22 protein-coding genes are annotated in these 25,162 nt (G+C 75.1%); 14 read left to right on the top strand and 8 right to left on the bottom strand.

What is annotated here, in order from left to right; genetic code table 11:
• Positions 1 to 5: 5 nt before the first annotated feature.
• Entirely contained in the window at positions 6 to 830 is an 825-nt protein-coding gene (locus ATL31_RS12975) for an SDR family NAD(P)-dependent oxidoreductase (protein WP_101396134.1), read from the top strand.
• Complete coding sequence (locus ATL31_RS12970; RefSeq protein WP_101396133.1) at positions 827 to 1,810, top strand: 2-hydroxyacid dehydrogenase; 984 nt, start codon at positions 827 to 829, stop codon at positions 1,808 to 1,810. Before ATL31_RS12975 ends, ATL31_RS12970 begins: the two co-directional genes overlap by 4 nt.
• Here the strand turns inward: ATL31_RS12970 and ATL31_RS12965 are convergent.
• Both ATL31_RS12965 and ATL31_RS12960 read right to left on the bottom strand, forming a co-directional pair.
• Positions 1,791 to 2,945 carry a glycerate kinase gene (locus tag ATL31_RS12965; protein WP_245862426.1) on the bottom strand — a complete coding sequence of 385 codons (1,155 nt, stop codon included), beginning with the start codon at positions 2,943 to 2,945 and terminating at the stop codon, positions 1,791 to 1,793. The genes ATL31_RS12970 and ATL31_RS12965 overlap by 20 nt on opposite strands.
• Positions 2,942 to 3,388, bottom strand: a complete 447-nt coding sequence (locus ATL31_RS12960; protein WP_101396132.1) for a pyridoxamine 5'-phosphate oxidase family protein — start codon at positions 3,386 to 3,388, stop codon at positions 2,942 to 2,944. Before ATL31_RS12960 ends, ATL31_RS12965 begins: the two co-directional genes overlap by 4 nt.
• A 132-nt stretch (positions 3,389 to 3,520) precedes the next feature.
• Here ATL31_RS12960 and ATL31_RS12955 point away from each other — a divergent pair, with 132 nt between their 5' ends.
• Positions 3,521 to 4,687: a flavin-containing monooxygenase gene (locus tag ATL31_RS12955; RefSeq protein ID WP_101396131.1), complete on the top strand. Its 1,167-nt coding sequence runs from the start codon at positions 3,521 to 3,523 to the stop codon at positions 4,685 to 4,687.
• Here the strand turns inward: ATL31_RS12955 and ATL31_RS12950 are convergent.
• Together ATL31_RS12950 and xylB are read right to left on the bottom strand one after the other, a co-directional pair.
• Positions 4,650 to 5,930, bottom strand: a complete 1,281-nt coding sequence (locus tag ATL31_RS12950) for a saccharopine dehydrogenase family protein (protein ID WP_101396130.1) — start codon at positions 5,928 to 5,930, stop codon at positions 4,650 to 4,652. The two genes, ATL31_RS12955 and ATL31_RS12950, sit on opposite strands and share 38 nt — an antisense overlap.
• Positions 5,931 to 5,964: 34 nt before the next feature.
• Positions 5,965 to 7,377: a xylulokinase gene (xylB, locus tag ATL31_RS12945; RefSeq protein WP_101396129.1), complete on the bottom strand. Its 1,413-nt coding sequence runs from the start codon at positions 7,375 to 7,377 to the stop codon at positions 5,965 to 5,967.
• 193 nt (positions 7,378 to 7,570) lie between these two features.
• Between xylB and ATL31_RS12940 the strand changes: the two genes are divergently transcribed.
• Entirely contained in the window at positions 7,571 to 8,518 is a 948-nt protein-coding gene (locus ATL31_RS12940) for a sugar-binding transcriptional regulator (protein ID WP_101396128.1), read from the top strand.
• A 25-nt stretch (positions 8,519 to 8,543) separates the two neighbouring features.
• Here the strand turns inward: ATL31_RS12940 and ATL31_RS12935 are convergent, their stop codons facing one another.
• Positions 8,544 to 9,608 (bottom strand): SGNH/GDSL hydrolase family protein, encoded by a 1,065-nt coding sequence (locus ATL31_RS12935; RefSeq protein ID WP_101396127.1) that lies wholly within the window; start codon positions 9,606 to 9,608, stop codon positions 8,544 to 8,546.
• Between the two features lie 150 nt (positions 9,609 to 9,758).
• Here ATL31_RS12935 and ATL31_RS12930 point away from each other — a divergent pair, with 150 nt between their 5' ends.
• The 5 genes from ATL31_RS12930 (at position 9,759) to ATL31_RS12910 (ending at position 15,300) form a co-directional block, all read left to right on the top strand.
• On the top strand, positions 9,759 to 10,949 hold the full coding sequence (locus ATL31_RS12930; protein WP_211284032.1) for an ROK family transcriptional regulator: 1,191 nt from the start codon (positions 9,759 to 9,761) through the stop codon (positions 10,947 to 10,949).
• Between the two features lie 122 nt (positions 10,950 to 11,071).
• The gene (locus tag ATL31_RS12925) at positions 11,072 to 12,169 is read left to right on the top strand and encodes a substrate-binding domain-containing protein (protein WP_101396125.1); all 1,098 of its coding nucleotides are present in this window, start codon (positions 11,072 to 11,074) and stop codon (positions 12,167 to 12,169) included.
• A 116-nt stretch (positions 12,170 to 12,285) separates the two neighbouring features.
• A complete protein-coding gene (locus ATL31_RS12920) occupies positions 12,286 to 13,047 on the top strand; it encodes an ATP-binding cassette domain-containing protein (RefSeq protein WP_101397626.1) in 762 nt (253 codons plus the stop codon).
• Positions 13,044 to 14,315: a sugar ABC transporter permease gene (locus ATL31_RS12915; protein ID WP_101396124.1), complete on the top strand. Its 1,272-nt coding sequence runs from the start codon at positions 13,044 to 13,046 to the stop codon at positions 14,313 to 14,315. Before ATL31_RS12920 ends, ATL31_RS12915 begins: the two co-directional genes overlap by 4 nt.
• Before the next feature lie 82 nt (positions 14,316 to 14,397).
• Positions 14,398 to 15,300, top strand: coding sequence for a ferredoxin family protein (locus tag ATL31_RS12910; RefSeq protein ID WP_101396123.1), 903 nt, complete (start codon positions 14,398 to 14,400; stop codon positions 15,298 to 15,300).
• 26 nt (positions 15,301 to 15,326) lie between these two features.
• On the opposite strand, the gene ATL31_RS12905 is transcribed toward ATL31_RS12910, so the two are convergent.
• Positions 15,327 to 17,459, bottom strand: a complete 2,133-nt coding sequence (locus ATL31_RS12905) for a DUF998 domain-containing protein (RefSeq protein ID WP_101396122.1) — start codon at positions 17,457 to 17,459, stop codon at positions 15,327 to 15,329.
• A gap of 87 nt (positions 17,460 to 17,546) precedes the next feature.
• Between ATL31_RS12905 and ATL31_RS12900 the strand changes: the two genes are divergently transcribed.
• The 3 genes from ATL31_RS12900 to ATL31_RS12890 all read left to right on the top strand — a co-directional run bounded on the left by ATL31_RS12900 (position 17,547) and on the right by ATL31_RS12890 (position 20,762).
• A complete protein-coding gene (locus ATL31_RS12900) occupies positions 17,547 to 18,233 on the top strand; it encodes an HAD-IA family hydrolase (protein ID WP_101396121.1) in 687 nt (228 codons plus the stop codon).
• A gap of 9 nt (positions 18,234 to 18,242) precedes the next feature.
• A complete protein-coding gene (locus tag ATL31_RS12895; protein WP_101396120.1) occupies positions 18,243 to 19,916 on the top strand; it encodes an FAD-binding dehydrogenase in 1,674 nt (557 codons plus the stop codon).
• A 240-nt stretch (positions 19,917 to 20,156) separates the two neighbouring features.
• Positions 20,157 to 20,762, top strand: a complete 606-nt coding sequence (locus tag ATL31_RS12890; protein WP_101396119.1) for a hypothetical protein — start codon at positions 20,157 to 20,159, stop codon at positions 20,760 to 20,762.
• Positions 20,763 to 20,845: 83 nt separating this feature from the next.
• On the opposite strand, the gene ATL31_RS12885 is transcribed toward ATL31_RS12890, so the two are convergent.
• Positions 20,846 to 21,868, bottom strand: coding sequence for a zinc-dependent alcohol dehydrogenase family protein (locus ATL31_RS12885; protein ID WP_101396118.1), 1,023 nt, complete (start codon positions 21,866 to 21,868; stop codon positions 20,846 to 20,848).
• Positions 21,869 to 22,014: 146 nt separating this feature from the next.
• Here ATL31_RS12885 and ATL31_RS12880 point away from each other — a divergent pair, with 146 nt between their 5' ends.
• On the top strand, positions 22,015 to 23,265 hold the full coding sequence (locus ATL31_RS12880) for an MFS transporter (RefSeq protein ID WP_158239849.1): 1,251 nt from the start codon (positions 22,015 to 22,017) through the stop codon (positions 23,263 to 23,265).
• Positions 23,262 to 24,473, top strand: coding sequence for an MFS transporter (locus ATL31_RS12875; protein ID WP_101396116.1), 1,212 nt, complete (start codon positions 23,262 to 23,264; stop codon positions 24,471 to 24,473). Before ATL31_RS12880 ends, ATL31_RS12875 begins: the two co-directional genes overlap by 4 nt.
• On the opposite strand, the gene ATL31_RS12870 is transcribed toward ATL31_RS12875, so the two are convergent.
• Positions 24,470 to 25,144, bottom strand: a complete 675-nt coding sequence (locus tag ATL31_RS12870) for a proteasome activator (protein WP_425440330.1) — start codon at positions 25,142 to 25,144, stop codon at positions 24,470 to 24,472. The genes ATL31_RS12875 and ATL31_RS12870 overlap by 4 nt on opposite strands.
• Between the last annotated feature and the right edge of the window lie 18 nt (positions 25,145 to 25,162).

Genomic DNA, 25,162 nt, shown 5'->3' with positions numbered 1-25,162 from the left:
GGTCCATGACCCCTCCCCCCGGCCCCCGTCGGGCGCTCGTCACCGGTGGCGCCTCCGGCCTCGGGCGCGCCCTCGTCGCCCTGCTCGTCGCGCGCGGTGACCGGGTCATCGCCGCCGACCTGGCCCCCGAGCGGCCCGACAGCATCCCGGCCGGCGCCGACTACCTGACCCTCGACGTGCGCAGCCAGCAGGACTGGGACGCCGCCCTGGCCCACGTCCGCGAGACCTGGGGCGGCCTCGACCTGCTCGTCAACAACGCCGGCGTGGCCACCGGGGGGCGCATCGAGATCGAGGCGATGGCCGACTGGGAGCGGGTGGTCGACATCAACCTGCTCGGCCCGGCCCGCGGCTGCCACACCTTCACGCCCCTGCTCAAGGAGCAGCGCAGCGGCCACATCGTCAACGTCGCCTCGCTCGCCGGCCTGGTCCACGGCCCCGGCATGTCGAGCTACAACGCCACCAAGGCCGGGGTGGTCGCCCTCAGCGAGACCCTCGGCTTCGAGCTGAAGCCGTGGGGCATCGACGTCTCGGTCGTCTGCCCCGCGTTCTTCCGCACCAACCTGCACCAGTCGTTCGCCGGCAAGGACACCGCCATGCAGGAGGCCGGGGTCCGCCTCATCACGCAGGCGGGGGTCGGCGCCGACGACGTCGCCCGCATCGTCCTCGACGGCATCGACCGGAGGAAGCCGATCATCCTGACCGACCGGATGGGGCGCCAGGCGTACTTCGGCAAGCGCTTCGCCCGCCCCCTCTACGACCGGATGATGAACGGCCAGGCCGACAAGCTCGCCCGCCGGGCCGGCGCCGACCCGAGCGAGCTCACCCGATGAGCCCCGCCGCCACCGGCCGGGCCGGGGTCGTGGTGCTCAGCACCCTGCCCGGGGACGCCGTCGAGCGGCTGCGCGCCGAGCACGACGTGCGGTACCGCGACGAGGACTCCTCGGTGCCGCCCGGGGAGCTGCCGATGCTGCTCGCCGGGGCCGACGCCGTCGTCGTCACCCTGAGCCAGCGGGTCGACGAAACCTTCCTCGACGCCGTCGGCCCCCAGCTGAAGGTCGTGGCCAACGTCGCGGTCGGCTACGACAACGTCGACGTCGCCGCCTGCCGCGAGCGGGGCGTGGTGGTCACGAACACCCCCGGCGTGCTCACCGACGCCACCGCCGACATCGCCTTCGCGCTGGTGCTGATGGCCACGCGGCGCCTGGGCGAGGCCGAGCGCGAGGTCCGTACCGGGCGCCCCTGGACGTGGGGGATCTTCCACCTCATCGGCGTCTCGGTGCAGGGCAGGACGATCGGCATCATCGGCTCCGGCGCCATCGGGCTGGCGACCGCACGCCGGGCCCGGGCCTTCGGCATGGACGTCCTGCTCTCGGGGCGCTCGGCCCCCGACCCGGGCGTCGTCGCCGAGCTGGGGGCACGCGTCGTCGACCTCGACACCCTCCTGGCCGAGTCCGACGTCGTCTCGGTGCACGCACCGCTCGGCCCGCAGACCCGACACCTGGTCGACGCCGACGCGCTCGCCCGGATGAAGCCCACGGCCTACCTGGTCAACACGGCCCGCGGGCCCGTGGTCGACGAGGCCGCCCTGGTGGCCGCGCTCGAGGCCGGCACGATCGCCGGGGCCGGGCTCGACGTCTACGAGGACGAGCCCCACGTGCACCCGGGGCTGCTGACGCGCGACGACGTGGTGCTGCTGCCGCACGTCGGCTCGGCGACCATCGATACGCGCACCGCCATGGCCGACCTCGCCGCCGACAACGTGCTGGCGGTGCTGGCCGGGCGCGACCCCCTCACCCCGGTGCGCGGCTGAGGCCCTCGCGGGCGATGCGGGCACCGACGAGCCGCAGCAGGGCGGCGGCGTCGGCCATCGAGCGGGCCGGGTCGGGCTCGAGATCGCTCAACGCGTAGGCGACGTCGAGCCCGAGACCGTGCGTCTCACTGTCGGACAGGCGGTTCCGCCCGCAGACGGCCACCACAGGTACCCCCGCCGCGCGGGCCCGGCGGGCGACCCCCGCGACCGCCTTGCCGGATGCCGTCTGCCCGTCGAGCGACCCCTCGCCGGTCACCACGAGGTCGGCTCCCGCCAGCAGGTCGTCGGCGCTCGCCAGGTCGAGCACCACGTCGACCCCCGGGCGGCGCTGCGCCCCGAGCACCGCCATCAGCGCGAAGCCCACGCCCCCGGCGGCCCCCGCCCCGGGCTGCTCGGCCCAGCCGCCGCCGACGACCTCGGCCCACGTCGCCAACCCGGCCTCGAGCCGGCGCACGTCGCCCGGCCCGGCCCCCTTCTGCGGGCCGAACACGGCGGCGGCGCCCCGCGGCCCCAGCAGCGGGTTGGTGACGTCGGCGGCGAGGACGAGGTCGACGGCACGCAGCCTCGGGTCGAGCGCCGAGGGGTCGAGGCGCGCCACCCGCTCCAGTGCCGCGCCCCCGTCGGGCACCTCCGCCCCCGCGTCATCGAGCACCCGGGCGCCCAGCGCGCTCAGCATCCCGGCCCCGCCGTCGGTGCTCGCCGAGCCCCCCACCCCGACCACCAGCAGGCGAGGCCCCAGCCCGAGGGCCGCCCGCAGCGCGTCGCCCAGCCCCCGGCTCGAGGCGGTGAGCGGGGCCGCAACGCCACCGGCCAGGCGTCCGAGCCCGCACGCGTCGGCCAGCTCGACCACCGCGGTGCCCGCGCCCTGATGCCAGGCGAGCGTCGTGGTGTGGAGCTCGCCGGTCGGGCCGTGGACGGTGGCCGCCACCGGCTCGTACCCCGTGGCCAGGGCGGCCGCGACCGTGCCCTCGCCACCGTCGGCCACGGGCACGACCGTGACGACGGCGTCGGGGACGACGTCGAGGATGCCCGCTCGCACCGCCGCCCCGACCTGCGCGGACGTCAGCGAGCCCTTGAAGGAGTCGCTCGCGACGACGACCCGGCCAGCGCGCGGCATCGGGACGGGCGCGGTCACTCCCGCAGCGTAGGCGGGCGTAGGACGAACTCGCGCCCGCTCAGCTCGTCGACCGTGACGGCGACGACCTCCTCGCGCATCCCCGGCACCCAGGGCCGGCGAGGCAGCCGGTCGGCGGCCTCCGCCTCGTCACCCTTGAGCACCCGGGCCCGCCCGCGCAGCACCACGCTGCGGGCGCGGAAGCCGTCGAGCTCGTCGATCTCGAAGGCGACGTCGGCGTCGAAGCGGACACCGAGGAGCTTGTCGCCCTCGGCGGTGCGGAACACGACCCGGTCCTGGTGGTCGACGCCGTAGTTGACCGGTACGAGGTGCACCTCGTCGCTCAGGTGGAACGCCAGCCGGCCCAGCTCGTGGCGGCGCAGCATCTCCCAGGTCTCGTCGGCGGACAGGACGCGGACCGCCGGGTCGGAGACCGACGGCGGGGGGACGGACGGCGCGGGCATGGCGGGCTCCTTCGGCTCGGGGCGTCGGAACGGCGCTGTACTACGAAGTGTGGTTGTCGGGCGGGCCGGCGTCCAAGGGACCAACGTCCCCGGGTCCGGGGAGCGGCGCAGGGCCGGGAGTAGCGTGCGGCCATGGTCGACGGGCGCGGGGTCGAGGACGTGGTCGTCGTGGGGGCGGGCCCGGGCGGCCTGGCCGTCGCCGGGGCACTGCGGATGCGGGGGTCTGACCCGCTGGTGCTCGACGCGGGGCCCCACGTCGGCGAGCGGTGGCGCACCCACTACGAGCGCCTGCACCTGCACACTCCGCGCGGCTGGTCGGCCCTGCCCGGCTACCGCATCCCGCGCCGGTTCGGCCGCTGGGTGGCCCGCGACGACGTGGTGCGCTATCTCGAGGAGTACGCCGCCCACCACCGGCTGCGACTGCGCACCGGCGCCGCCGTCGAGCGCATCGACCCCGGCTCCGGCGACGCCCGGTGGGAGGTGCACCTGGCCGACGGCACGACCGTGGTGGCCCGCGACGTCGTGGTCGCCACCGGCTACAACCACACCCCGGTGACGCCGTCCTGGCCCGGCAGCGACGGCTTCACCGGCGAGGTCCTGCACGCCCGCGACTACCGCAACGGCCGCCGCTGGGCCGGGCGCGACGTCCTCGTCGTGGGCACTGGCAACACCGGCACCGAGATCGCCACCGACCTCGCCGAGCACGGGGCGACCCGGGTCTGGCTGTCGGTCCGCACCCCACCGCACATCCTGGCCCGTGACCGGATGGGCGTGCCGGCCCAGGCCACCGGCATCGCCGTGCGCCGCCTGCCCCCGCGTGTGGTCGACCGCGTCTCGGGTGTCCTGGCCCGGGTGCAGGAGGCCGACCTCACCGAGTTCGGGATGCCGCGCGCCGCCGCCGACCTCTACAGCCGCACCCTCGACGGCCGGGTCCCCGTGCAGGACGTCGGCATCGTCAGCGCCATCCGGGCGCGGCGCGTCGAGCCGGTCGCGGCCCTCGAGGCCTTCGACGGCGACGAGGTCGTGCTGGCCGACGGCACCCGCCTGCGGCCGGCGCTGGTGGTCACGGCCACCGGCTACCGGGCGGGCCTCGAGCCGCTGGTCGGCCACCTCGGGGTGCTCGGCGAGCGGGGGCTGCCCACGGTGCGCGGTTCGGCCCGCCCCGAAGCCCGCCCCGGCCTGTGGTTCACCGGCTTCACCAACCCGATCTCGGGCATGCTGCGCGAGCTGCGGATCGACGCCGAGCGCATCGCCGCCGCGATCAGCTCGTCGCGGGGAGGCGCTCGACCTCGAGGGTGAAGCCGTGGGCCCGCAGCCGGTGCACCAACGGCATCCCGAGGGCCGTCGCCGGCGTCAGGACGCCGGTGGCGGCGGGCAGCCCGGCGTCGTCCTGTGCCAGGGCCAGCGCCGACTGGCCGAGCATGATGGCGGTGCCCGAGTACCCGGGGTCGTAGGGCGCCGCGACGGTGGCGCGGTAGCGCGAGCCGTTGCTGGCGGCCGCCGTGACGACCATCCGGAAGCGCCCCGCGCGCATGGCGTCCTCGCTCGGGCCCTCGCCGGGGGCCGGCAGGAGGCGGTCGAGCACCGCCCGGGTGGGACGGAACGCCATCCCGGCGACGCCGGCGAGCAACCCGGCCGAGACCACGCCGGCGGTCACGGCGCCCTTGGCCCCCGGGCCGTAGTCGGAGTACTCGGTGTAACGGAAGCCGCTGCCGTAGCCCAGCAGCGAGGCCGACCGGGCGACCACGCGCGTGTTGAAGGCGGCCATCACGAACGGCCCGGTGAAGTGCGCGTTGTCGGGGTCGCGGCGCACCGGCGAGGCCTGGGTGACCCGGCCGGCCAGGGCCGCGACGCCACGGCGCCGGGGGGCGGACCCGCGGGGCGGCCGTGGCGGCCGGCCGCCCTCGGCAAGCGCCCACGGGTCGCCGGCGATACGGCGGGTGGTGGGGTCGGCCCGCATCTCGATGGCCTGGGTGCGCGCCGAGTCGATGGTGCCGCCGCTGAAGCCGCCCTTCATCGAGCGCACCGCCAGCCGGGTCGACCCCAGCTCGGCGCCGTCGGCCCGGGCGGCGTCGGCGCACAGCAGCACCCCGAGGTCGCTCGGCACCGAGTCGAAGCCGCAGGCGTGTACGACCTTGGCGCCGCTGAGCATCGCGGGCTCGTGGTGGGCCGCGACGCTGCGGTGCACGAAGAGCACCTCGCCGGTGAGGTCGCAGTAGTGCGTGCCCGCGGCGGCGCAGGCGGCGGCCAGGGGGAGGCCCAGCCGGGCGTAGGGGCCGACCGTGGTCACCACGACCCGGGCCCGGGCGGCGAGGTCGGCCACCGCGTCCTGGTCGAGGGCGTCGAGGACGATGACCGGCCAGTCGGCGGCCGCCCAGCCCAGCTCGGTGCGGACGGTCTCGAGGCGCTCGCGGGAGCGCCCGGCCAGGCCGATGCGCATCCCGGCCGGTGCCTGCTCGGCCAGGTGGGCGGCGGTGAGGCGACCCACGAAGCCGGTGGCTCCGAAGAGGACGATGTCGAGCTCGCGAGGCGCGTCGGTCATCGGACCAACCTAGTGGCGCCGCGACCCCCGCGGCTCAGGGATGGGCGGCGCGCAGGACGTCGGCGTAGCGGGCCCTCAGCTCGGCGCCGCGCTCGGGCTCGCGCGGCTCGACGGTGGCCTCGACCGCGACGGGCCACGCCGGGGGAGCGTCACCACCGGCCAGTGCCCAGGCGGCCTGGCGCGCGGCCCCGACCGCGACGTACTCACCGGGTTCCGGCACCGCCACCGGCGCCCCGAGGACGTCGGGCGCGACGGTTCGCACGGCCCGCGACGCGGCCGCACCGCCGATGAGCAGGACCCGCTCGACCGGGCAGCCGGCGCGGTCGCGCACGGCGTCGACGGCGCTCGCCAGCCCCAGCAGCATCCCCTCGACCACGGCGCGGGCCAGGTTCTCGGGGGTGGCGTTGGCGCGGGTGAGGCCGTGCAGGGAGCCGGTGGCGTCGGGCAGGTTGGGCGTGCGCTCGCCGTCGAGGAACGGCAGCAGGGTGAGCCCACCGGCCCCCGGGTCGGCCGCGAGGGCCAGGTCGTCGAGCCCGGCGAGGTCGACCCCGAGCATCGCCGCGCCCGAGGTCAGCACCCGCGCGGCGTTGAGGGTGCAGACCAGGGGCAGGAAGCCGCCCTCGGCATCCGCGAAGGACTGCACGAAGCCGCTGGGGTCGGCGGTCGGCCGGTCGTGGCGGGCGAAGGCCGTGCCGCTGGTGCCGAGCGAGACCACGACGTCGCCGCGCCCCAGCCCGAGGCCGAGCGCGGCGCCCATGTTGTCGCCGGTGCCGGGGGCGAGGGCCATCCCGTCGCGGGTGCGGCCCACCACCTCGGCCGGGCCGGCGACCCGGGGGAGCCCCAGGTCGCGCCCGGCGGCCAGTCGCAGCAGGTCGGGGCGGTACTCGCGGGTGGCGGCATCGAACCAGCCGGTGCCCGACGCGTCGCCGGCGTCGGTCGTCCAGCCCTCGAAGCCCCCGCCGTCGGTGAGGATGCGGCCGGTCAGCCAGTCGTGGGGGAGGACCACCCGGGTGGCGCGCTCCATCGAGGCGGGCTCGGTGTCACGCACCCAGCGCACCTTGGCGGCGGTGATGGCCGCCAGCGGCACGATGCCCACCGCGTCGGCCCAGGCCTGGGGGCCGCCGAGCTCGTCGACCAGGTCGCGGGCGGTACCGGCCGAGCGGGTGTCGTTCCACAGCAGGGCGGGGCGGACCACCTCGTCCCTCTCGTCCAGCAGGACCATCCCGTGCTGCTGACCGCCGACCGCCAGCGCCCCGACGCCGTCGAGCAGCCCCCCGGCCGTGGCCGCCTGCCACGCATCCCACCAGCGCGCGGGCTCGACCTCGGTGGCGTCGGGGTGGGTGCCACGGCCGGTGCGCACGACCTCCCCGGTCGTGGCGTCGCACACCACCACCTTGCACGACTGGGTGGAGGTGTCGACGCCGGCGACGAGGGGGCGGTCGGTCATCGGAGGTCCTTCGGGTGTGGGCGGCACTGCCACGGTCATCCTGTCAGTCCTTCCGGGACGACGTTGCCCTCGTCCGCTCGGAAGAGGGACAATCCGCTCAGGTGATGCGCGGCCCGGACCCGGCCGCGCCTCGCGACCCGCACCCCGCGTCGGGTGCCTCTCTCGCACCGGGTCCGGTGAGAGGACGGACGCCGTGAGCGACACCCTGCGCGCCCCGGACGCCGTGCTGGCCGCGGAGGTCGCGCGCCGGCACTACCTGGCGGGCGAGAGCAAGGTCGACATCGCGGGCGCGCTCGGCATGAGCCGCTTCAAGGTGGCCCGGCTGCTCGAGGCCGCCCGCACCAGCGGCATCGTGCGGATCGAGATCGTCGACCGGAGCGGGGTCGACAGCGAGCTCTCGGCGCGGCTGCGCGATGCCTACGGGCTGCGGCGCTGCGTGGTGGTCGACTGCCCCGACGAGCCCGGCCTGCGCCGCGCCCGGGTGGGCGCTGCGGCGGCGGAGCTGCTGCTCGACGTCGTGGGCGAGGGCGACGTCCTCGGCCTGCCGTGGGCGCGCACGGTCAGCGCGATGGTGCAGGCGCTGCCCTCCCTCCCGCCGGTGCCGGTCGTGCAGCTGAGCGGGTCCATGGTCATCGACGGCGAGCACACGCCCGTCGACGTCGTGCGCGCCGCCGCGGCCCTCACCGGCGTGCCGGCCCACCTGTACTACGCGCCGTTCGTGCTGGACGACGCCGAGAGCGCGGTCACCATGCGCCGCCAGCCCGCCGTGGCGGCCGCCCAGGCCGAGGTCGCGCGGGTCACGGTGGCGGTCGTGAGCCTCGGGGCCTGGCGGGCCGGCCACTCGACCATCCACGACGTGGTGCCCGAGCCCGTGCGCGCCGAGGTCGCTGCCGCCGGCGCGGTCGGTGAGGCCCTCGGGGTGTTCGTCGACGCCGACGGTGCGGCCGTCGAGACCGGGCTGACGCGTCGGATGCTGACCGTCACCGCCGACGAGCTGCGCGCCCCGCGCGAGGTCATCGCGCTGGCCACCGGCGTCGAGAAGCTCGCGGTCACCCGGGCCTTCCTGCTGGGGGGCTGGGTGGCCACGCTCGTCACCGACCGGTCGCTGGCCCAGCAGCTGCTGCGCGCGGCCGGGGCCTGAGCCCCGGCCGCCCGCCACGGCGGGGTCAGCCGGCCGCCCCCGCGCGGGCCCGGTGCTCGGCGGCCTGGCGCGCCGAGGCCGTGCGGTCGGCGGCGTCGACCGCGGCCCGGTCGTCGACGTCGAGGCCGATGCGCGCGGCCGCCGCGAGGGCGCGCGCGCTGTGCAGGTCGGGCACCGCGACGGTCTCGGGCCGGATGCGGCGGTCGAGCGCCGCGTAGCCCCGCTGCTGGGTGGTCAGCCGGTCCGTGTCGGCGGCCGCGGTGCGCAGCACTCCGGCTGTGACGCGCAGGGTCGCCCCGGTGAGGTAGGGCGACACGGTGGGCGCGTAGCCGTACGCGTGGCCCTCCTTCTTGGGGTGGTAGGACTCGACGATCGGGTTCGAGAGGCCGTTGATCCACTCGGGGCTGTCGCAGACCGCGTGGCCGACGAAGCGCGCAGTCGGGTTGGCGAACGAGAAGCCCGCGGCCGCCGCGCGCTGGGCCGTCACCGAGTTCACGAGGTCGGCGGTCGCGTTCAGCCGGCTCTCCTCCGTGGGGGAGAACCACGTGAAGGCGTTGCAGTCCTCACCGTCGAAGATCCGCGGGTACCCCACGACGGTGACGCGCGCGTTCGGCGCCTTGGCGCGGATGCTCGAGTACAGCGTCGCCAGCCGGCTCGGCAGGGTCGACCGGATGAACGACTGGGCGTCGTCGACCGCGCCGTTGCAGTCGCTCATCCAGCCCGGCTGCGCGCACTCGGTCAGCACGTCCGCGAACCCGGCGTCGTTGCCGCCCACCGAGATCGAGACGTACGCGGTCGAGGCCGAGAGCGCCGCCAGCTGGGTCGTCGTGACGTCGGCGACCTTCGCCCCCGAGCAGGCCCGCAGGTTCAGGGCGTAGCCCCGGGCCGCCGCCACCAGCGAGGGGTAGGCGTAGGCCGAGCGCAGGCACGACGTGCCGTCGGCGAGGTAGTCGCGGGTCCCGGTCCCCGACGAGTAGCTGTCGCCCAACGCCACGTAGGACGGCGCCGCGGCCTGCGCGGGGGCGAGCGGGAGGACGAGCGCGGCGGCCGACCCGAGGGCGGCGGCGGCCATGGCACGGCGTCGGGGCATGGGAACCTCTCAGAGCAGGGGGTCTGGGTGGCCACACGCTAGGGCGGGGCGGCCCGTTCCGCCCGTCGAACGGCGCGCCCCCCCGCTGTGACCGCAGCGCGCGCGGCCGTGGTGCTTCCGCCAGGGGCCCGGCTCCCTTATCTTTGGCGCGTGAACCCAACGAGTGCGGCGCCGGGCTCGCAGGCGTCCCTCCGGGAGATGAACCGCCTGCGGGTCCTCGACGCCGTGCGCGAGCACGGGGCGCTCACCCAGGTCGAGATCGCCGGCGTCACCGGCCTGTCCGCCGCCACCGTCTCCAACCTCGTCAAGGAGCTCGACGTCGCCGGGATGGTCGACCTGCGCCCGAGCATCCGCAACGGCCGCCGCGCCACCCAGGTCTCGGCCGCCACCAGCGAGGGGCTGCTGGCGGCCGCGGTGTTCGGCGACCGCGACATCCGGGTCGCCGTGGCCACCGGGCCGGGCGACATCGTGAGCCAGCGCCGGATGCCCCTCCCGGCCGACCATGCCGCCGACGAGGGGATGTCCCGCGCTGCGCGCCTGGTCCAGGAGCTCGTCGAGGCCACCGGGCAGGGGATGGGGGGCCTGCGCTCGCTCGTGGTCGGGCTGCCCGCCCCGATCGACACCGTCTCGGGTCAGGTGGGCTCCGAGGGGATCCTGCCCGGGTGGCAGGGCATCGCGGTGGCCGCCGCCATGGAGGATGCGGTGCAGGTGCCGGTGCGCCTCGAGAACACCGCCAACCTGGCCGCCCTCGGCGAAGCGAGACTCGGTGCGTTGCAGGGAGTCTCGACCGGGGTCTTCCTCAAGGTGTCGTACGGGGTCGGGGCCGGCCTCATCATCGGCGGCGAGCTGTTCCGGGGGAGTGCGGGCACCGCCGGCGAGATCGGCCACGTCACCATCGACGAGAACGGGCCGGTCTGCCGGTGCGGCAACCGCGGCTGTCTCGACACCTTCGTGGGGGCCCGGGCCGTGCTCGCGGCGCTGCGTCCGACCCATGGCACGCTCACCTTCCGGGACGTCATCTCGCGTGCCCTCGACGGCGACCCCGGATGCCGCCGGGTGCTCGAGGACTCGGGCCGCCACCTCGGGGTCGCGCTGGCCGGAGTGGTCAACCTGCTCAACCCCGAGGTCGTCGCCCTGGGCGGGCAGGTCGCCCGCGTCGGCGAGCTCGTGCTGGGCCCCATGCGCGAGGCCATCGAGCGCTGCGCCATCCCGAGCGCGGCGGCGTCGGTCGAGGTGCGGGTCGGCGCGCTGGCACCCGAGGAGGCCGACGTGCGCGGCGCCCTCACCCTGGCCGACCAGCTGCGCGAGGACGCCGACCGGGCGTCGCTGACCCTCCAGTGAGCGTCGTGATCGAATCGTTGTCTCAACTCCTTGTATTCAAGGCTTGACGTCAAGCCGTGAACGGAGTTGACTGCACCGACCGCACCAGAGTGGCTGCGGACGTCATGACCCAGGAGAGACACATGACCACTCGGTTCACCCGGATCGCCGGCGCCGTCGTCGCGCTCGGCCTCACCGCGACGGGCCTGGCGGCCTGTGGCAGCGACTCGTCCTCCGGGGGGTCGAGCTCCGGCGCGGCCTCCGGCTCGGGCGGTGGCGGTGCGCAGAAGATCGCCCTGCTCCTCCCCGAGAACAAGACCGCCCGCTACGAGGCCTTCGACAAGCCGATGTTCGAGGCCGCCGTCAAGGCCGCCTGCGCCGACTGCGAGGTCCTCTACAGCAACGCCGAGCAGGACGCCGCCAAGCAGCAGCAGCAGGCCGAGGCCGCCATCACCCAGGGCGCCAACGTCCTGGTCCTCGACGCCGTCGACGGCAAGTCGGCCGCGACCATCGTCAACAACGCCAAGTCGCAGGGCATCCCCGTCATCGCCTACGACCGCTTCGTGGCCGGCTCCGACTACTACGTCTCGTTCGACAACCAGAAGGTCGGCCAGCTGCAGGGGCAGGGCCTGGTCGACGCGATGAAGGCCAACGGCAAGACCAGCGGCGACATCGTGATGATCAACGGCTCGCCCACCGACGCCAACGCCGCCGACTTCAAGAAGGGCGCGCACAGCGTCCTCGACGCCAGCGGGTACACCATCAAGGCCGAGTACGACACCCCCGACTGGAGCCCCGACAAGGCCCAGGCGTGGATGGAGGGCCAGGTCGGCACCGTCAAGGGCAACCTCGTCGGGGTGTACGCGGCCAACGACGGCACCGCCGGTGGCGCCATCGCGGCGCTCAAGGGCGGCGGCGTCAACCCGCTCCCGCCGGTCACCGGCCAGGACGCCGAGCTCGCCGCCATCCAGCGGATCATCTCGGGCGACCAGGCGCTGACCATCTACAAGGCCATCAAGCCCCAGGCCGAGGACGCCGCCAAGAACGCGATCGCCCTGGCCAACAAGCAGAAGCCGGCCGCGGCGGCCGACAAGGAGGGCGTGCCCGCCACCCTGCTCGAGCCCGTGGTCGTGACCAAGAAGAACATCAAGGACACGATCATCGCCGACGGCTTCTACAAGGCCTCCGACATCTGCACCGCCGAGTACGCCACGGCGTGCACCGCCCTCGGCATCAGCTGAGCACCACCCCCGTCCCCGGGCCGGCCGCGAGGCCGGCCCGGGGACTCACCACCTCCCCCTCACGAAGGAGTGAGCCACCCGTGAGCACCACCACGACCCTGGCGCCCGTGCTGTCGATGACCGGGGTGTCCAAGCGCTTCGGCGCGGTGCAGGCCCTCAAGGACATCGACTTCGACGTGGCCGCGGGGGAGGTGGTCGCCCTCGTCGGCGACAACGGCGCCGGCAAGTCGACGCTGGTCAAGACCATCGCGGGCGTCTACTCGCCCGACGGCGGCGAGGTCGTCTTCGACGGCTCGCCGGTGACCATCCACTCGCCGTCGGAGGCACAGGCCCTGGGCATCGCGACCGTCTTCCAGGACCTCGCCCTGTGCGACAACCTCGACGTCGTCGGCAACCTCTTCCTCGGCAACGAGGTGCTGCGCGGCCGCGCCCTCGACGAGGTCACGATGGAGCAGGAGTCCTGGCGGCTGCTGCGCGAGCTCAGCGCCAAGATCCCCAGCGTTCGCATCCCCGTCGCGAGCCTCTCGGGCGGACAGCGCCAGACCGTGGCCATCGCCCGCTCGCTGCTCGGCGCGCCCAAGGTCGTGATGCTCGACGAGCCCACGGCCGCGCTCGGCGTGGCCCAGACCGCGGAGGTGCTCAACCTCGTCGAGCGGCTGCGCGAGAAGGGTCTCGGGGTCATCCTCATCAGCCACAACATGTCCGACGTGATGGCCGTCGCCGACCGCGTGGCCGTGCTCCGCCTCGGCCGCAACAACGGCGACTTCCGCGTCGCCGACACCACCAGTCAGGAGATCATCGCCGCCATCACCGGCGCGACGACCAACGCCGTCACCGCCCGCGCCGCCCGCCGGGCCCCGCAGGAGGAGCAGTCGTGACCACCTCGCAGACCCCGCCGCCGGCCGACCCCACCGCGGCCGCCCTCCCCGCCGACCTCCAGGACGAGCGCCTCATCGCCAGCCGGGGCATCGGCGGCTGGGCCGGGGCCACCTGGCAGCGCGTGAAGTCGGGTGACCTCGGCTCGCTTCCCGTCGTCGTCGGCCTCGTCCTCATCTGGGGCGTCTTCTACGCCCTCAACCCGCTCTTCCTCTCGAGCCGCAACCTCGTGAACCTCACCGTGCAGATGGTGCCGATCGGCACCATCGCCATCGGGGTGGTGCTGGTGCTCCTGCTCGGCGAGATCGACCTGTCGGTGGGCTCGATGTCGGGCCTGTCCGGGGCGGTCCTGGCGGTCCTGTTCGTCAACCACGGCGTCAGCGTGTGGCTGGCCATCCTGGCTGCGCTGGCCGCCGGGGTCGTGACCGGTCTCGTCTACGGGATGCTGTTCAACCGCTTCGGGGTCCCGAGCTTCGTCATCACCCTGGCGGGGTTGCTGGTGCTCCTCGGGCTCCAGATCCGAACCCTCGGCAAGGACGGCACCATCAACCTGCCGTTCGAGTCGGGCGTGGTGCAGTTCGCCTCGCAGCAGTTCCTCCCCGACGTGCTCGCCTACGTCCTGGCGGTCGTCGTCCCGGCGGTCTACCTGCTCTCGCGGCTGCGCACCAACCAGCGCCGATCCGGCGCCGGCCTGTCGGCGGCCCCGCTGTCGGCGCTCGCGCTGCGGGCCGGGCTGCTCGCCCTCCTGCTGCTGGTCGCGGCCTACGTGCTCAACCGCGACCGGGGCGTCTCCTACATGGTCGTGCTGTTCATCGCGCTCGTCGTGGTGATGGACCTCCTCATCCGCCGCACCACCTGGGGACGCTCGGTCCTGGCCATCGGCGGCAACGTCGAGGCGGCGCGCCGCGCCGGCATCAACGTCAAGCGCATCTACCTCACGGTGTTCACCCTGTGCTCCACCTTCGCGGCCCTCGGCGGCATCCTGGCGGCCGCTCGGCTGGCCTCGGCCAACCAGAGCAGCGGCGGCGCCGACACCAACCTCAACGCCATCGCAGCGGCGGTCATCGGCGGCACCTCGCTCTTCGGTGGTCGCGGCTCGGCCTACTCGGCCCTGCTCGGCATCGTCGTGATCTTCTCGATCAGCAACGGGCTGGCGCTGCTGTCGGTCTCCTCCGACGTGCGCTTCGTCGTCACCGGCGCGGTGCTGCTGCTGGCCGTCGTCATCGACAGCCTCAGCCGCCGCAGCCGCGCCGCCCACGGGCGCGCCTGACCCGCAGCAGGTCTCGACGGGGCCCGCCCTCCTTGGGGGCCGGGCTCCGTCGGCCGTCCCGGGCCCGCGTAGCATCGCCGGAATGGCGCTGACCGACCTCTCCCGCTGCTCGGCCGCGGCCCGCCACCGGGGCGACCCGCTCGCCGGCTCCGCTCCCGTGGCCGCGCGTTGGCTGCTCGTCGAGCACCCCGGCCCGTGGGCCAAGGCCCCCCTCGACACCCCGCCGATGGCCGGGCGGGTGGGTCAGGAGATCGAGGCCGTCAGCGCGTCCTACGGCGGCAAGGTGCTGCTCATCCGCCGTCAGGGACGGCGCCAGGCCGATGGCGGTGACCCCGCCTGGTACGCCGTCGACACCGTGCGCGGCACCTGGGTCCGCGGCACCTGGCGCACCGCCGAGGACCTCCTCGCCGCCGCCCACGCGCTCGGGCCGGCGCTGAGCGTCAGCGACGAGGACGCCGACCCGATGGTGCTGGTCTGCACCCACGGCACCCGCGACGCCTGCTGCGCCGTGCGGGGCCGGCCCATCGCGGCGCGGCTCGCCCGCGAGCGGCCCGGCGACGTCTGGGAGTGCACCCACCTGGGCGGGCACCGCTTCTCCGGCACGCTCCTGGTCCTGCCCGACGGCGCCTGCTACGGGATGCTCGACACCGACGACGCGGCCGAGGTAGTCAGCGGCCACCTGGCGGGCCGCGTCACCGCCAGCCACCTGCGCGGCCTCACCCGGTACGAGCCCGAGGTCCAGGCGGCGGTGGCCGCGGTGCTGCGCGAGTACGGCCCCACCGGCAGCACCGACGCCGAGGCCGGGCTCGTCACGCCGGGTCGGGCCGGGATGCCGACCCGGGTCGAGGTCCTCGGCCACGGCCCGGTCCCCGAGCTCGTGGTCGTCGACATCGTGCGCGAGGAGCTGCCCGAGGCGCCGCTGAGCTGCGGCGCCGGGCCCAAGCCGCACGTGGCCTACCGCACCACCCTCTCGCTGCCCGCCTGACCGCCCCGACCGGGCGGCGATGCGCCTCAGCCGGCGCCGACCCCTGCCGCGATGGTCGTGCGGGTGAGCGGCTCGTCGGCGCTGCAGGTGCGCTCGGCGTCGTTCGGGCGGGTGTCGATCCGGTCGCCGTTGATGATCGAGACGTCGTCGTAGGCCGGCCGGCCCTCGATGATGTCGTGGAACCGGTAGCGCGTCAGCGACGAGAGGCGGCACCGGGGCCCGAAGGTGAGGATGTCGAACGCCGACGGCTGTCCCTCGAGCTCCTCGCCGCCGTCGGGCGACTCCTGCGCGACGAAGTGCACGAACGGGCCGCCGCCGGTGAACGTGCCCACCTGGATCCGGTTGCCCTCGAGGTCGCTCGAGTGCATGTGACCGTTGAGCAGGACCCCGCCCTCCACCCCGTCGAGGGCCCACGGTTCGTGCGAGACGACCACGTCGGGGGCGGGTCGGCCGGCGAACGCGCGCTGGAAGGCCTCGCGGGCAGGGCGCTGCTTCGCGGGCGAGCCCCTGCCCGAGTCGCCGAACCAGCGGGGGTCGTTGAAGCCCGCGATCCGTATGCCGCCCACGGTGACCTCGTCGTAGTCGCCGTTCGGAGCCTGGAGGAGGACCACGTTGGGGACGTCCTCGAGCCGGGTCAGCAGGGCGGTGTCGGTGGCGCTCGTGGCGTCGTGGTTGCCGCGGACGAACAGGTAGGGGACGCCCAGCGAGGCGATGCCCTCGAACATGCCGGCCGCCGTGGCCTCGGTGACGGTGCCGAAGTTGACGAGGTCGCCGGCATCGACGACGACGTCGATGCTCTCCTGCTCGACGATGGTGCGCATCAGGGGGTACTGGAGACCGCCGTGGATGTCGCTGACCAGCAGCACCCGCAGCGCGGGGTCGAACTCGAGGGACCCGGCGGCGTACTTCTGCTGGAGCGCGGTCGAGAGGGCCAGGAGGTTGCGCAGGTAGGGGACCGCCTGGGTGGCGCGGGTCTCGACGTCGCCGAGCAGGCCCTGGTTGCGCTGCAGGGTGCCGAGGACCTCGGTGGCGGTGAAGGTGCCCTGCCGGCTCGGCTGGTAGGTGGTGTAGACGCTGGCGGCCGTGCCCACGGTGGCGACCGTCCAGGCCGCGACCGAGGCGGCCACCAGCCAGGGTGGCGGACGGCGCCGGCGGCCGAGGGCCCAGGCACCGACGACGACCAGCGCCAGCAGGGCGGCGCCGAGGGCGAAGCGCAGGAGCACGGCCACCCCGGCGTCGCGGATGGCGGTGTCGAGCTCCTGGGGGCCGGGGCGCAGGCTGCTCAGGCTCACCTTCGGGCGCGAGAGGAGGTCGGCGATGCTGGCCTTGACCTGGGGGACGGCGCGGATGCCGGGCGCCAGGCCGGAGAAGGTCACCTGCACGTCGCCGAAGGTGGTCTCGGCCAGCAGCTCACCCGCCCGGCGGGGGTCGCCGTCGAGGGTCACCGTGGCCTGGTAGGTGCGGGTCTGGGCGGTCACCGGCGCCAGCGAGGTGGCCGCGACGCCGGCGACCACGCAGCCGGCGGTCAGCCCGAGCGCGGTCAGCACGTGCAGGACCCGGCGCGACCCCACCCGGTGCCCGGCCGACCACCAGACGCCGACCGCCGTGACCAGCGGCCACAGCACGGTGAGCGCCGCGACCAGGCGCTCGTGGAGGCCGAACGACCCCCCGCCCAGCCCCACCCCGAGCGAGGCCACGGCCAGCAGCAGGACGGCGCCGGCCGGCCACGCCACCCTGCGGCGCAGGACCAGCGGCCCGTCGCGGCGGGCGCCCAGCACCGGCCAGAGCCCGAGCAGGACGAAGGACAGCGTGGCGACGGTGGTGTGCAGCGACGAGGACTCGGTACGCGACGGCAGGGGTGCGGCGGCGACGGCGAGGGTCGCCAGGCCGCCGAGCGCGAGCGCGATGCGGCCGGGGCGGCGGGCGGCCCCGAGCGCGGCGGCCGTGACGCAGTGCGCGAGCCCGGTCACCACGAGGGCGGCCGTCATCACCCAGCGATGGGGCGTCGCGAGCGAGGCCAGCGCGCTGATCGACTCGGTGCGCGGGTCGAAGCCGCTCCCGACCAGGTCGGCGGCCCAGCTCCATCCCCCCACCAGGGCCACGACCGCGACGGTGGCGCTCGCGACCGCGGTGCGCGGAGCGCCGGCGGGTCGGGACATGACGCCCACACTAGGTCGGCCGCCTGGGTGGCCGGGCCGGACCGGGCGGACACCGGCCGGTCGGCGCCGGACCCTAGGCTGGCCGGCATGCCCGACTCCGCGGTCCCACCCGCCCTGGCCCGGCCCTTCGCGGGGGTGCTGCTCGACATGGACGGCACCCTCATCGACTCCATCGGGGCGGTCGAGCGGTCCTGGCTGCGGTGGTGCGAGGAGCACGGGGTCGACCCGCGGCGGCTCGTGGGCTTCCACGGCGTCACCGCGCGCAACCTCATCGCCGAGCTGCTGCCCGAGGCGCGGCGCGAGGCCGCGTACGAGCGGATCGTCGAGCTCGAGGTGGCCGACGTCGACGGCATCACCGTGCTGCCCGGCGCGGCCGAGCTGCTGGCGCTGCTGCACGCGGCCGGCGTGCCCACGGCCATCGTCACGTCCTCGAGCGACCCGCTGGCCGAGGCGCGGCTGCGCGCCACCGGGCTGGCGCGCCCGGACGTCGTCGTCACCGCCGACCACGTCGAGCGCGGCAAGCCCTGGCCCGACCCCTGGCTGCTGGGCGCCGAGCGGCTCGGGCTCGCCCCCGCCGACTGCCTGGTGGTCGAGGACGCCGTGGCCGGGCTGCGTGCGGCACGGGCGGCCGGCTGCGGGGGGCTCGTCGCGGTGGAGAACACCATGGAGCGGGCCGAGCTCGAGCCCGAGGCCGACCTCGTCGTGCGCGACCTCGCGGCGCTGGTCGTCGAGGGTGTGGGGCGAGGGGTCCGCGTGGTGGGCGTGCAGGCATAGGGTCGGGCCGTGGATGCCGACGCCGTCGTCGTGGGAGCCGGGCTCGCCGGCCTGGTCGCGGCGTGCGAGCTCGCCGATGCCGACCGCTCGGTGGTGCTGCTCGACCAGGAGTCCGAGGCCAACCTCGGGGGCCAGGCGTGGTGGAGCTTCGGTGGCCTGTTCCTCGTCGACAGCCCCGAGCAGCGGCGGATGGGCGTCCGCGACTCGCTCGAGCTGGCGTGGCAGGACTGGCAGGGCAGTGCGGGGTGGGACCGCCTGGTCGCACCCGACGGCAGCCCGGGCCCCGACCACTGGGGGCGCGAGTGGGCGCGCTCGTACGTCGAGTGGGCCGCGGGCGAGAAGCGCGCCTGGCTGCGCGAGCGCGGCGTGTCGTTCTTCCCGGTGGTCGGCTGGGCCGAGCGCGGCGACGGCACCAGCGGCGGCCACGGCAACTCGGTGCCGCGCTTCCACATCCCGTGGGGGACGGGCACCGGGCTGGTCGCACCGTTCGAGAAGCGGGTCCGCGAGCACATGGCCGGCGGCCGGATCGTCTACCGGCCGCGGCACCGGGTCGACGAGCTGGTGACCAGCGGGGGTGCCGTCACCGGGGTGCGCGGGTCGGTGCTGGCACCCGACGCGTCACCGCGCGGGGTGGCCACCAACCGCGACGTCACCGGCGGCTTCGAGTACGGCGCCGAGGTCGTGCTGGTGACCTCGGGCGGCATCGGCGGCGACCACTCGCTGGTGCGCCCCAACTGGCCGTCGCGCCTGGGGGAGGCACCTCGCGACCTGCTCACCGGGGTGCCGGCCCATGTCGACGGCCGGATGCTCGCGATCACCGAGGCGGCGGGCGGCGTGGTCGTGAACCGCGACCGGATGTGGCACTACACCGAGGGCGTGCGCAACTGGGACCCCATCTGGCCGGGGCACGGCATCCGCATCCTGCCCGGCCCGAGCTCGCTCTGGTTCGACGCCCACGGCGACCGGCTGCCGAGCCCGTTCCTGCCGGGGTTCGACACCCTCGGGACGCTCCAGCACCTGCGGCGCACCGGCGCCGACCACTCGTGGTTCGTGCTCAACCGCTCGATCGTCGGCAAGGAGTTCACGCTCTCGGGGTCGGAGCAGAACCTCGACCTCACCGAGCGCCGCTACCGCGACGTGCTGCGCCGGCCGTTCACCAAGGTCCAGCCCTCGGTGCAGGCGTTCCTCGACCACGGCGAGGACTGGCTCACCGCCGACACCCTTGACCAGCTGGTGGCGCGGATGAACGCGCTCGAACCCGACCATCCGATCGACGCCGGGCACCTGACGCGGCAGGTCGTCGAGCGCGACCGGCAGGTCGACAACGAGTTCACCAAGGACGCGCAGGTCGCGGCGATCCGGGTGGCCCGGCGGTATCGCGGCGACCGTCTCACCAAGCGCGCGTTCCCGCCGCACCGCATCCTCGACCCCAAGCACGGACCGCTCGTGGCGGTGCGGCTGCGGGTCCTCTCGCGCAAGACCCTGGGTGGCCTGCACACCGACCTCTCGGGGCGGGTGCTCGACGCGGCCGGCTCGCCGGTGCCGGGGTTGTACGCGGCGGGTGAGGTCGCCGGGTTCGGCGGCGGCGGCGTGCACGGGTACCGGGCCCTCGAGGGCACCTTCGTGGGGGGATGCCTGTTCACGGGGCGTGAGGCCGGGCGGGCAGCCGCCGCCGCGCTCTGACCGGGCGTCGGCGCGCGCCAGAACCCAGCACGTGCGGGGTTGTTGCGGTGGGAGCAGCCCCCCGCGCGCAACAACCCGGCACGTGCGGGAGTGTCGTGGCGGGACAGCCGCCTCATTCGTGGGGTTGACCTCCCGTGTCGCCGCAGCCCGCTACTGTTCCGCCCGGGGGTCCGGATGGCTCCACGCCGGGCGGCCCAGCCCGAGGCGGGCTACGGCCGACACGTAGGGAGCTCTGGAACGATGATCAAGTCGGTGGTGAAGGTGGTGGCGGGGGGCGTCGTCGTGGCGATCCTCCTGATCGGGGGACTCGTCGTGGCGACCACGCAGGGTTGGTCCCTCCCCTTCGGGAGTCGAAGCGAAAGCCGGGACTCCCAGGTCATCCAGGCGATCGAGCGCACGCAGGAGGTCTCGCTGGTCAGCCTCAGCATCCAGGGCATCACGTCGCAGAAGACGAACGCCACCCTGTTCGGGAGGACCATCCCCGGATCGAGCAGCAGTGTGTTCCTCCAGTACACCTTCAAGGGGAAGCTCGGGATCGACGGGGCCGCGGTGAAGGTGGCGACGGTCGGGCAGAGCGCCTACCGGGTCACCGTGCCCGAGTTCGTCTTCATCGGTTATGACGAGCCGACGTTCGAGGTCGCCACGGAGGACGGCGACTTCCTGAGCTGGACGGCACCGAAGCCCGACACGCTCAAGATGGTGAACGAGATCCTCGACAAGAAGGCCCAGCAGAAGTACCTCGACTCGAACCAGGGCGTCCTGAAGGACCAGGCGAAGACCGTCTACACGACGTTGATCACGACCATCGACCCGGCCGCGGTGGTCACGATGGAGTTCGCGTCCTGACCCAGCGATCTGCGCGCAGGACCTTCACCCGGGGGAAACCGGGGTCGGGGCGCCGGTTTCTCGGGGTGCTGTTCTGAGCGGCCTCAGGCGGTGGGGTCGACGAGGACCTTGAGGCTGGTCGGGTCGCTGCGCAGCGTCTCGAGCGCGGTGCCGTACTCGGCGAGCGGGAACCGGTGCGTGACGAGCCCGTCGGTGCGGATGCGCCCCGAGCGCAGCCAGGCCAGCGACCGGTCCATGCAGTCGACCTGGGCGAACGAGCCTCTGACGGTCAGCTGCCGCCGGAACACGTCGTACGGGCTGAGCGGGATGCGGGCGTCCTCGTCGCACATCCCGTAGACGAACACGGTGCCGTTGGTCGCGGTCAGCGCCGGCAGGGTGGCGACCACCGCCGCCGCCCCGGTGACGTCGACGGTCACGTCGAACCCGCCGGGCTGCAGCGCGGCCAGGGTGCGCGCGGTGGCCTCGGCGTCGCGGGTCACCGGCACCACCCGGTCGACGCCGAAGGACTCGGCCAGCGCGAGCTTGAACGCCGTCGGCGCCGCCATCGTCACCCGGCCGGCGCCGCCGTGCAGCAGCAGCTGGGCCAGCAGGAGCCCGGTCGTGCCGGCCCCCACCACCAGCACGTCGGCTCCGGGGCGCAGGCCCAGCACGTCCATCCCGTGCACCGCGCACGCGAGCGGCTCGGCGAACACGGCGACCTCGGCGGCCAGGTCGTCGGCGGGGTAGACCTTGTGCGCCGGGCTGACGAGCGACTCGGCGAACCCGCCGGGCGCGTTGACCCCGAGGGACAGGAAGTCCTCGCAGAACAGGTGGTTGCCGCGCGAGCACTCGGGGCAGTGTCCGCAGGCCGAGGCGTTGTCGACGGCCACCCGCTGCCCGACCCGCACGTGCCCGACCCCGTCGCCCACCTCGCGCACGACACCGGTCGACTCGTGCCCCGGCGTCAGCGGGAAGGCGGCGAAGAAGCCGCCCTCGTGCAGGTGCAGGTCGGTGCCGCAGACCCCGGCGCGGTCGACGTCGACCACCACCTGGCCCGGGCCGGCGCTCGGGCGCTCGACCTCCTGCACGGCGAACGACCGGGGACGGTCGTAGACCACTGCGCGCATGGTGCCTCCTGGGGTTCGCGGCCCGGCGTGGGCCTCCTGCGCACGGTAGTCGCCGCGGCGTCCCGGACGCGCCCGTGCCCGACGGTGGGCGTCGGTACGCTCTGCCCGTACCGAGGACCGACGGACCGCAGGGGAGGAGAGCGCCGGTGGACGCGCCGCTCACCCCGCTGCGGGCCGACCCCGACTTCCGGGCCTTCTGGAGCGCGCGCATCGTGTCCATCCTGGGCACGCTCGTCACCGCCGTCGCGCTCCCCGTGCTGGTCTACCGGCTCAGCGGCAGCCCCGCGCTCACCGCCCTGGTCACCCTGGTCGAGGGCCTGCCGTACCTGTTCTTCGGGCTGGTCTCGGGCGCCCTGTCCGACCGGCTCGACCGCCGCCGGGTCATGGTCGCGGCCGACCTGCTCAGCGCCTGTGCCATCGGGTCGGTCCCGGTGGCCTACGCGCTCGACGCGCTCACGGTCACCCACGCCCTGCTCGCCGGGTTCGTCACGCAGACCTGCTTCGTGTTCTTCGACGGCGCGGCCTTCGGGGCCCTCCCGGCCATCGTCGGCCGCGCCCGGCTCGGCGAGGCCAACGCCGCCGTCTGGGGGGTGGGCTCGCTGCTCGACCTCGGGGTGCCGATGCTCACCGGCGTGCTCCTGGCCCTGGCGCATCCGGCCGTGCTGCTCGGGGTCGACGCCGTCAGTTTCGTGCTCTCGGCGGTGCTCGTGGCGCGCATCCGGGTGCGGCTCTCGGGGCGCCGCGACCTGCCGCCGCTGCGGCCCCGGGTGCTGGGAGCCGAGGTGCTGGTCGGGCTGCGCTTCCTGTGGGCCCACGCGGGCGTGCGCGCGCAGACCGTCATCGGCTTCCTGATGTCGCTCTCCGGCGCCGGGTTCATGGCCCTCTCGGTGCCCTACGCCGACCGGCTGCTCGGCGTCGGCACCAGCGGCTGGCGCTTCGGCCTCGTCTTCGCGGCCTGGGGCATGGGGGGTGTCACGGCCGCCGCCCTCACGCCGTGGCTGCTGCGCCGGATGCCGCCGGCCCGGGTCACGCTGGTGGCGCTCGGCCCGTCGGCCGTCGCCGGCCTGGTGGTGGCCACCGCCTCGGCCTGGCCGGTGGCGGTCGTGGCCATGGTGGTGTGGGGCGTGTTCTACCAGACCGTCGTGCTGAACTCGATGACCTACCGCCAGCAGGTCACCCCCGAGCCGCTCCTCGGGCGGGTCAACACCGCGGGCCGGATGCTGTCGTTCGGCGTCGGCTGGACCACCGGCGCCCTGGGGGCCAGCGCGGTGGCCGAGCTGCTGGGGGTGCGGGGCGCGATGGTGGCCGTGGTCTCGGTCGGGCTGGTGGCGGCGGCCTTCGGCTGGCTCTCGCCGCTGCGCTCGCTGCGCCGCGTCGACGTCCCGGTGCCGGTGTGAGCACCCGGCGGGCCGCCTCCCTGGCCGTCGACGTCGGGCCCACGGCGTCGCGGTGGTGGATGCTGGCCGCCTTCTCGCTGCTCGTGGCCACCACCCAGGTGCTGTGGCTGACCTTCGCCCCGGTCACCCGCGAGAGCGCCCGCGCGCTCGGGGTCTCCGAGGGCCTCGTCGGCGACCTGGCCGTCGTCAACCCGCTGCTGTTCGTGCTGCTCGCGCTGCCGGCCGGGCGCTTCGTCGACCGCGCCTTCCGCCCCACACTGGCGGCCGGCGCCGCCTTCACGATGGGCGGGGCCCTGGTCCGGCTGGTCGACCCCGCCTCCTACGGATGGCAGCTGTCGGGCCAGCTGCTGGCGTCGGTGGCCCAGCCGCTCGTGCTCACGGCCACCACCGCACTGGCCGCCCGCTGCTTCCCGCCCGCACAGCGCACCCTCGCCATCGCGGTCGGCAGCGCGGCCCAGTTCGTGGGGGTCCTCGCCGGCGCCCTGGGTGGGCCGCTGCTCGTGGGCCACGACGGCCTCGCGCCACTCCTGGCCGCCCACGCCGCCCTGGCGGTCGTGGCCGGTGTCGCGGTCCTGGCCCTGCTCCGTGTCGTCGTCGTCGCCCCGCCCGAGGTCCGTGCCGCGGGCGGCGCCGGCTGGGCCTGGTTGCGCCACGACCCGCTTCTCTGGCGGCTGGCGGGCCTGCTGCTGGTGGGGGTCGGCGTCTTCAACGCGCTGGCCACCTGGCTCGACCCGATCATGGCCGGGCTGGGGCACCCGGGTGTCGCGGGCGGCCTGATCGGGGTGATGACGGTGGCGGGGATCGTCGGGGCCGCGGTGCTGCCCGGCCCGGCGGCCGCTCGCGACGCCCGTCGCGCGCTGCTGCTCGTCGCGACCGCGCTCACCGCCGGCGTGATGCTCGTGCTCACCGTGGTCAACGCGCCGCTGGCGGCCGGGGCACTGCTCGCGGTGCTCGGCGTCGTCCTCCTGGCGGGGCTGCCGGTGGCACTGGACTGGTCCGAGGCGCACGTCGGTGCGGCCCGTTCGGGCACGGCCACGGCGGTCCTGCTGTTGGCCGGCAACCTCGGCGGGGTCGTGCTGGTCCTCGCGGTGCAGCCGTTCGTGGGCTCGCCGCGGCTGGCACTCATGGTCATCGGCCTCGCCGGCCCGCCGGGCCTGTGGCTCGCGCTCGGACTGCCTCGCCGCGCCTCCCGGGCGACGCCCGTCTAGAGGTACTGGCCGGTGCCCTCGGCGTGCCCCGGCTCGGACGGCGGCCCGGGCATGCCCGGCATCCCCCCGCCCGGGTGCGGCATCCCGGGGTGGGTGCCGGGCGGGAGCTGGCGCATCTGCTGCAGCTGCGCCTGGGCCGCCATCTGCTGCGCGACCAGGGCGGTCTGGATGCCGTGGAACAGGCCCTCGAGCCAGCCGACCAGCTGCGCCTGGGCGATGCGGAGCTCGGCATCGCTGGGCGCCTCGTCGCTGAAGGGCAGGGCGATGCGCTCGAGCTCCTCGACCAGCTCGGGGGCCAGGCCGTCCTTGAGCTCGGCGATCGAGCGCTCGTGCACGTCGGCGAGGCGGGCCCGGCCCTGCTCGTCGAGCGGCGCGCTGCGCACCTCCTCGAGGAGCTGCTTGACCATGGCGCCGATGCGCATGACCTTGGCGGGCTGCTCGACGAGGTCGGCCGGGTTGGTGGGCCGCCGGCGGGCCGGGGTCGAGCCCTCGTCGTCGGGCGTCGTGGCCTGAGCCTCGCGCGGTGCCACGCCCATCCCGTCGGGGGTCACGACGACGATGCGGTCCTCGTCGCCGACCACGGTCGCGGGCACCACGCGCTGCTCGTCGTCGCCGTGGTCCGGGCCCTGGCCCCGGCCCTGCTCGTCCTGCTGGCTCGGCTGGTCGCTCATCCCCTCATCCTGCCCCAG

The sequence above is a fragment of the Phycicoccus duodecadis genome (assembly GCF_002846495.1).
GTDB classification, from domain to species: Bacteria; Actinomycetota; Actinomycetes; order Actinomycetales; family Dermatophilaceae; genus Phycicoccus; species Phycicoccus duodecadis.
This window is presented reverse-complemented; position numbering and strand designations above follow the sequence as displayed.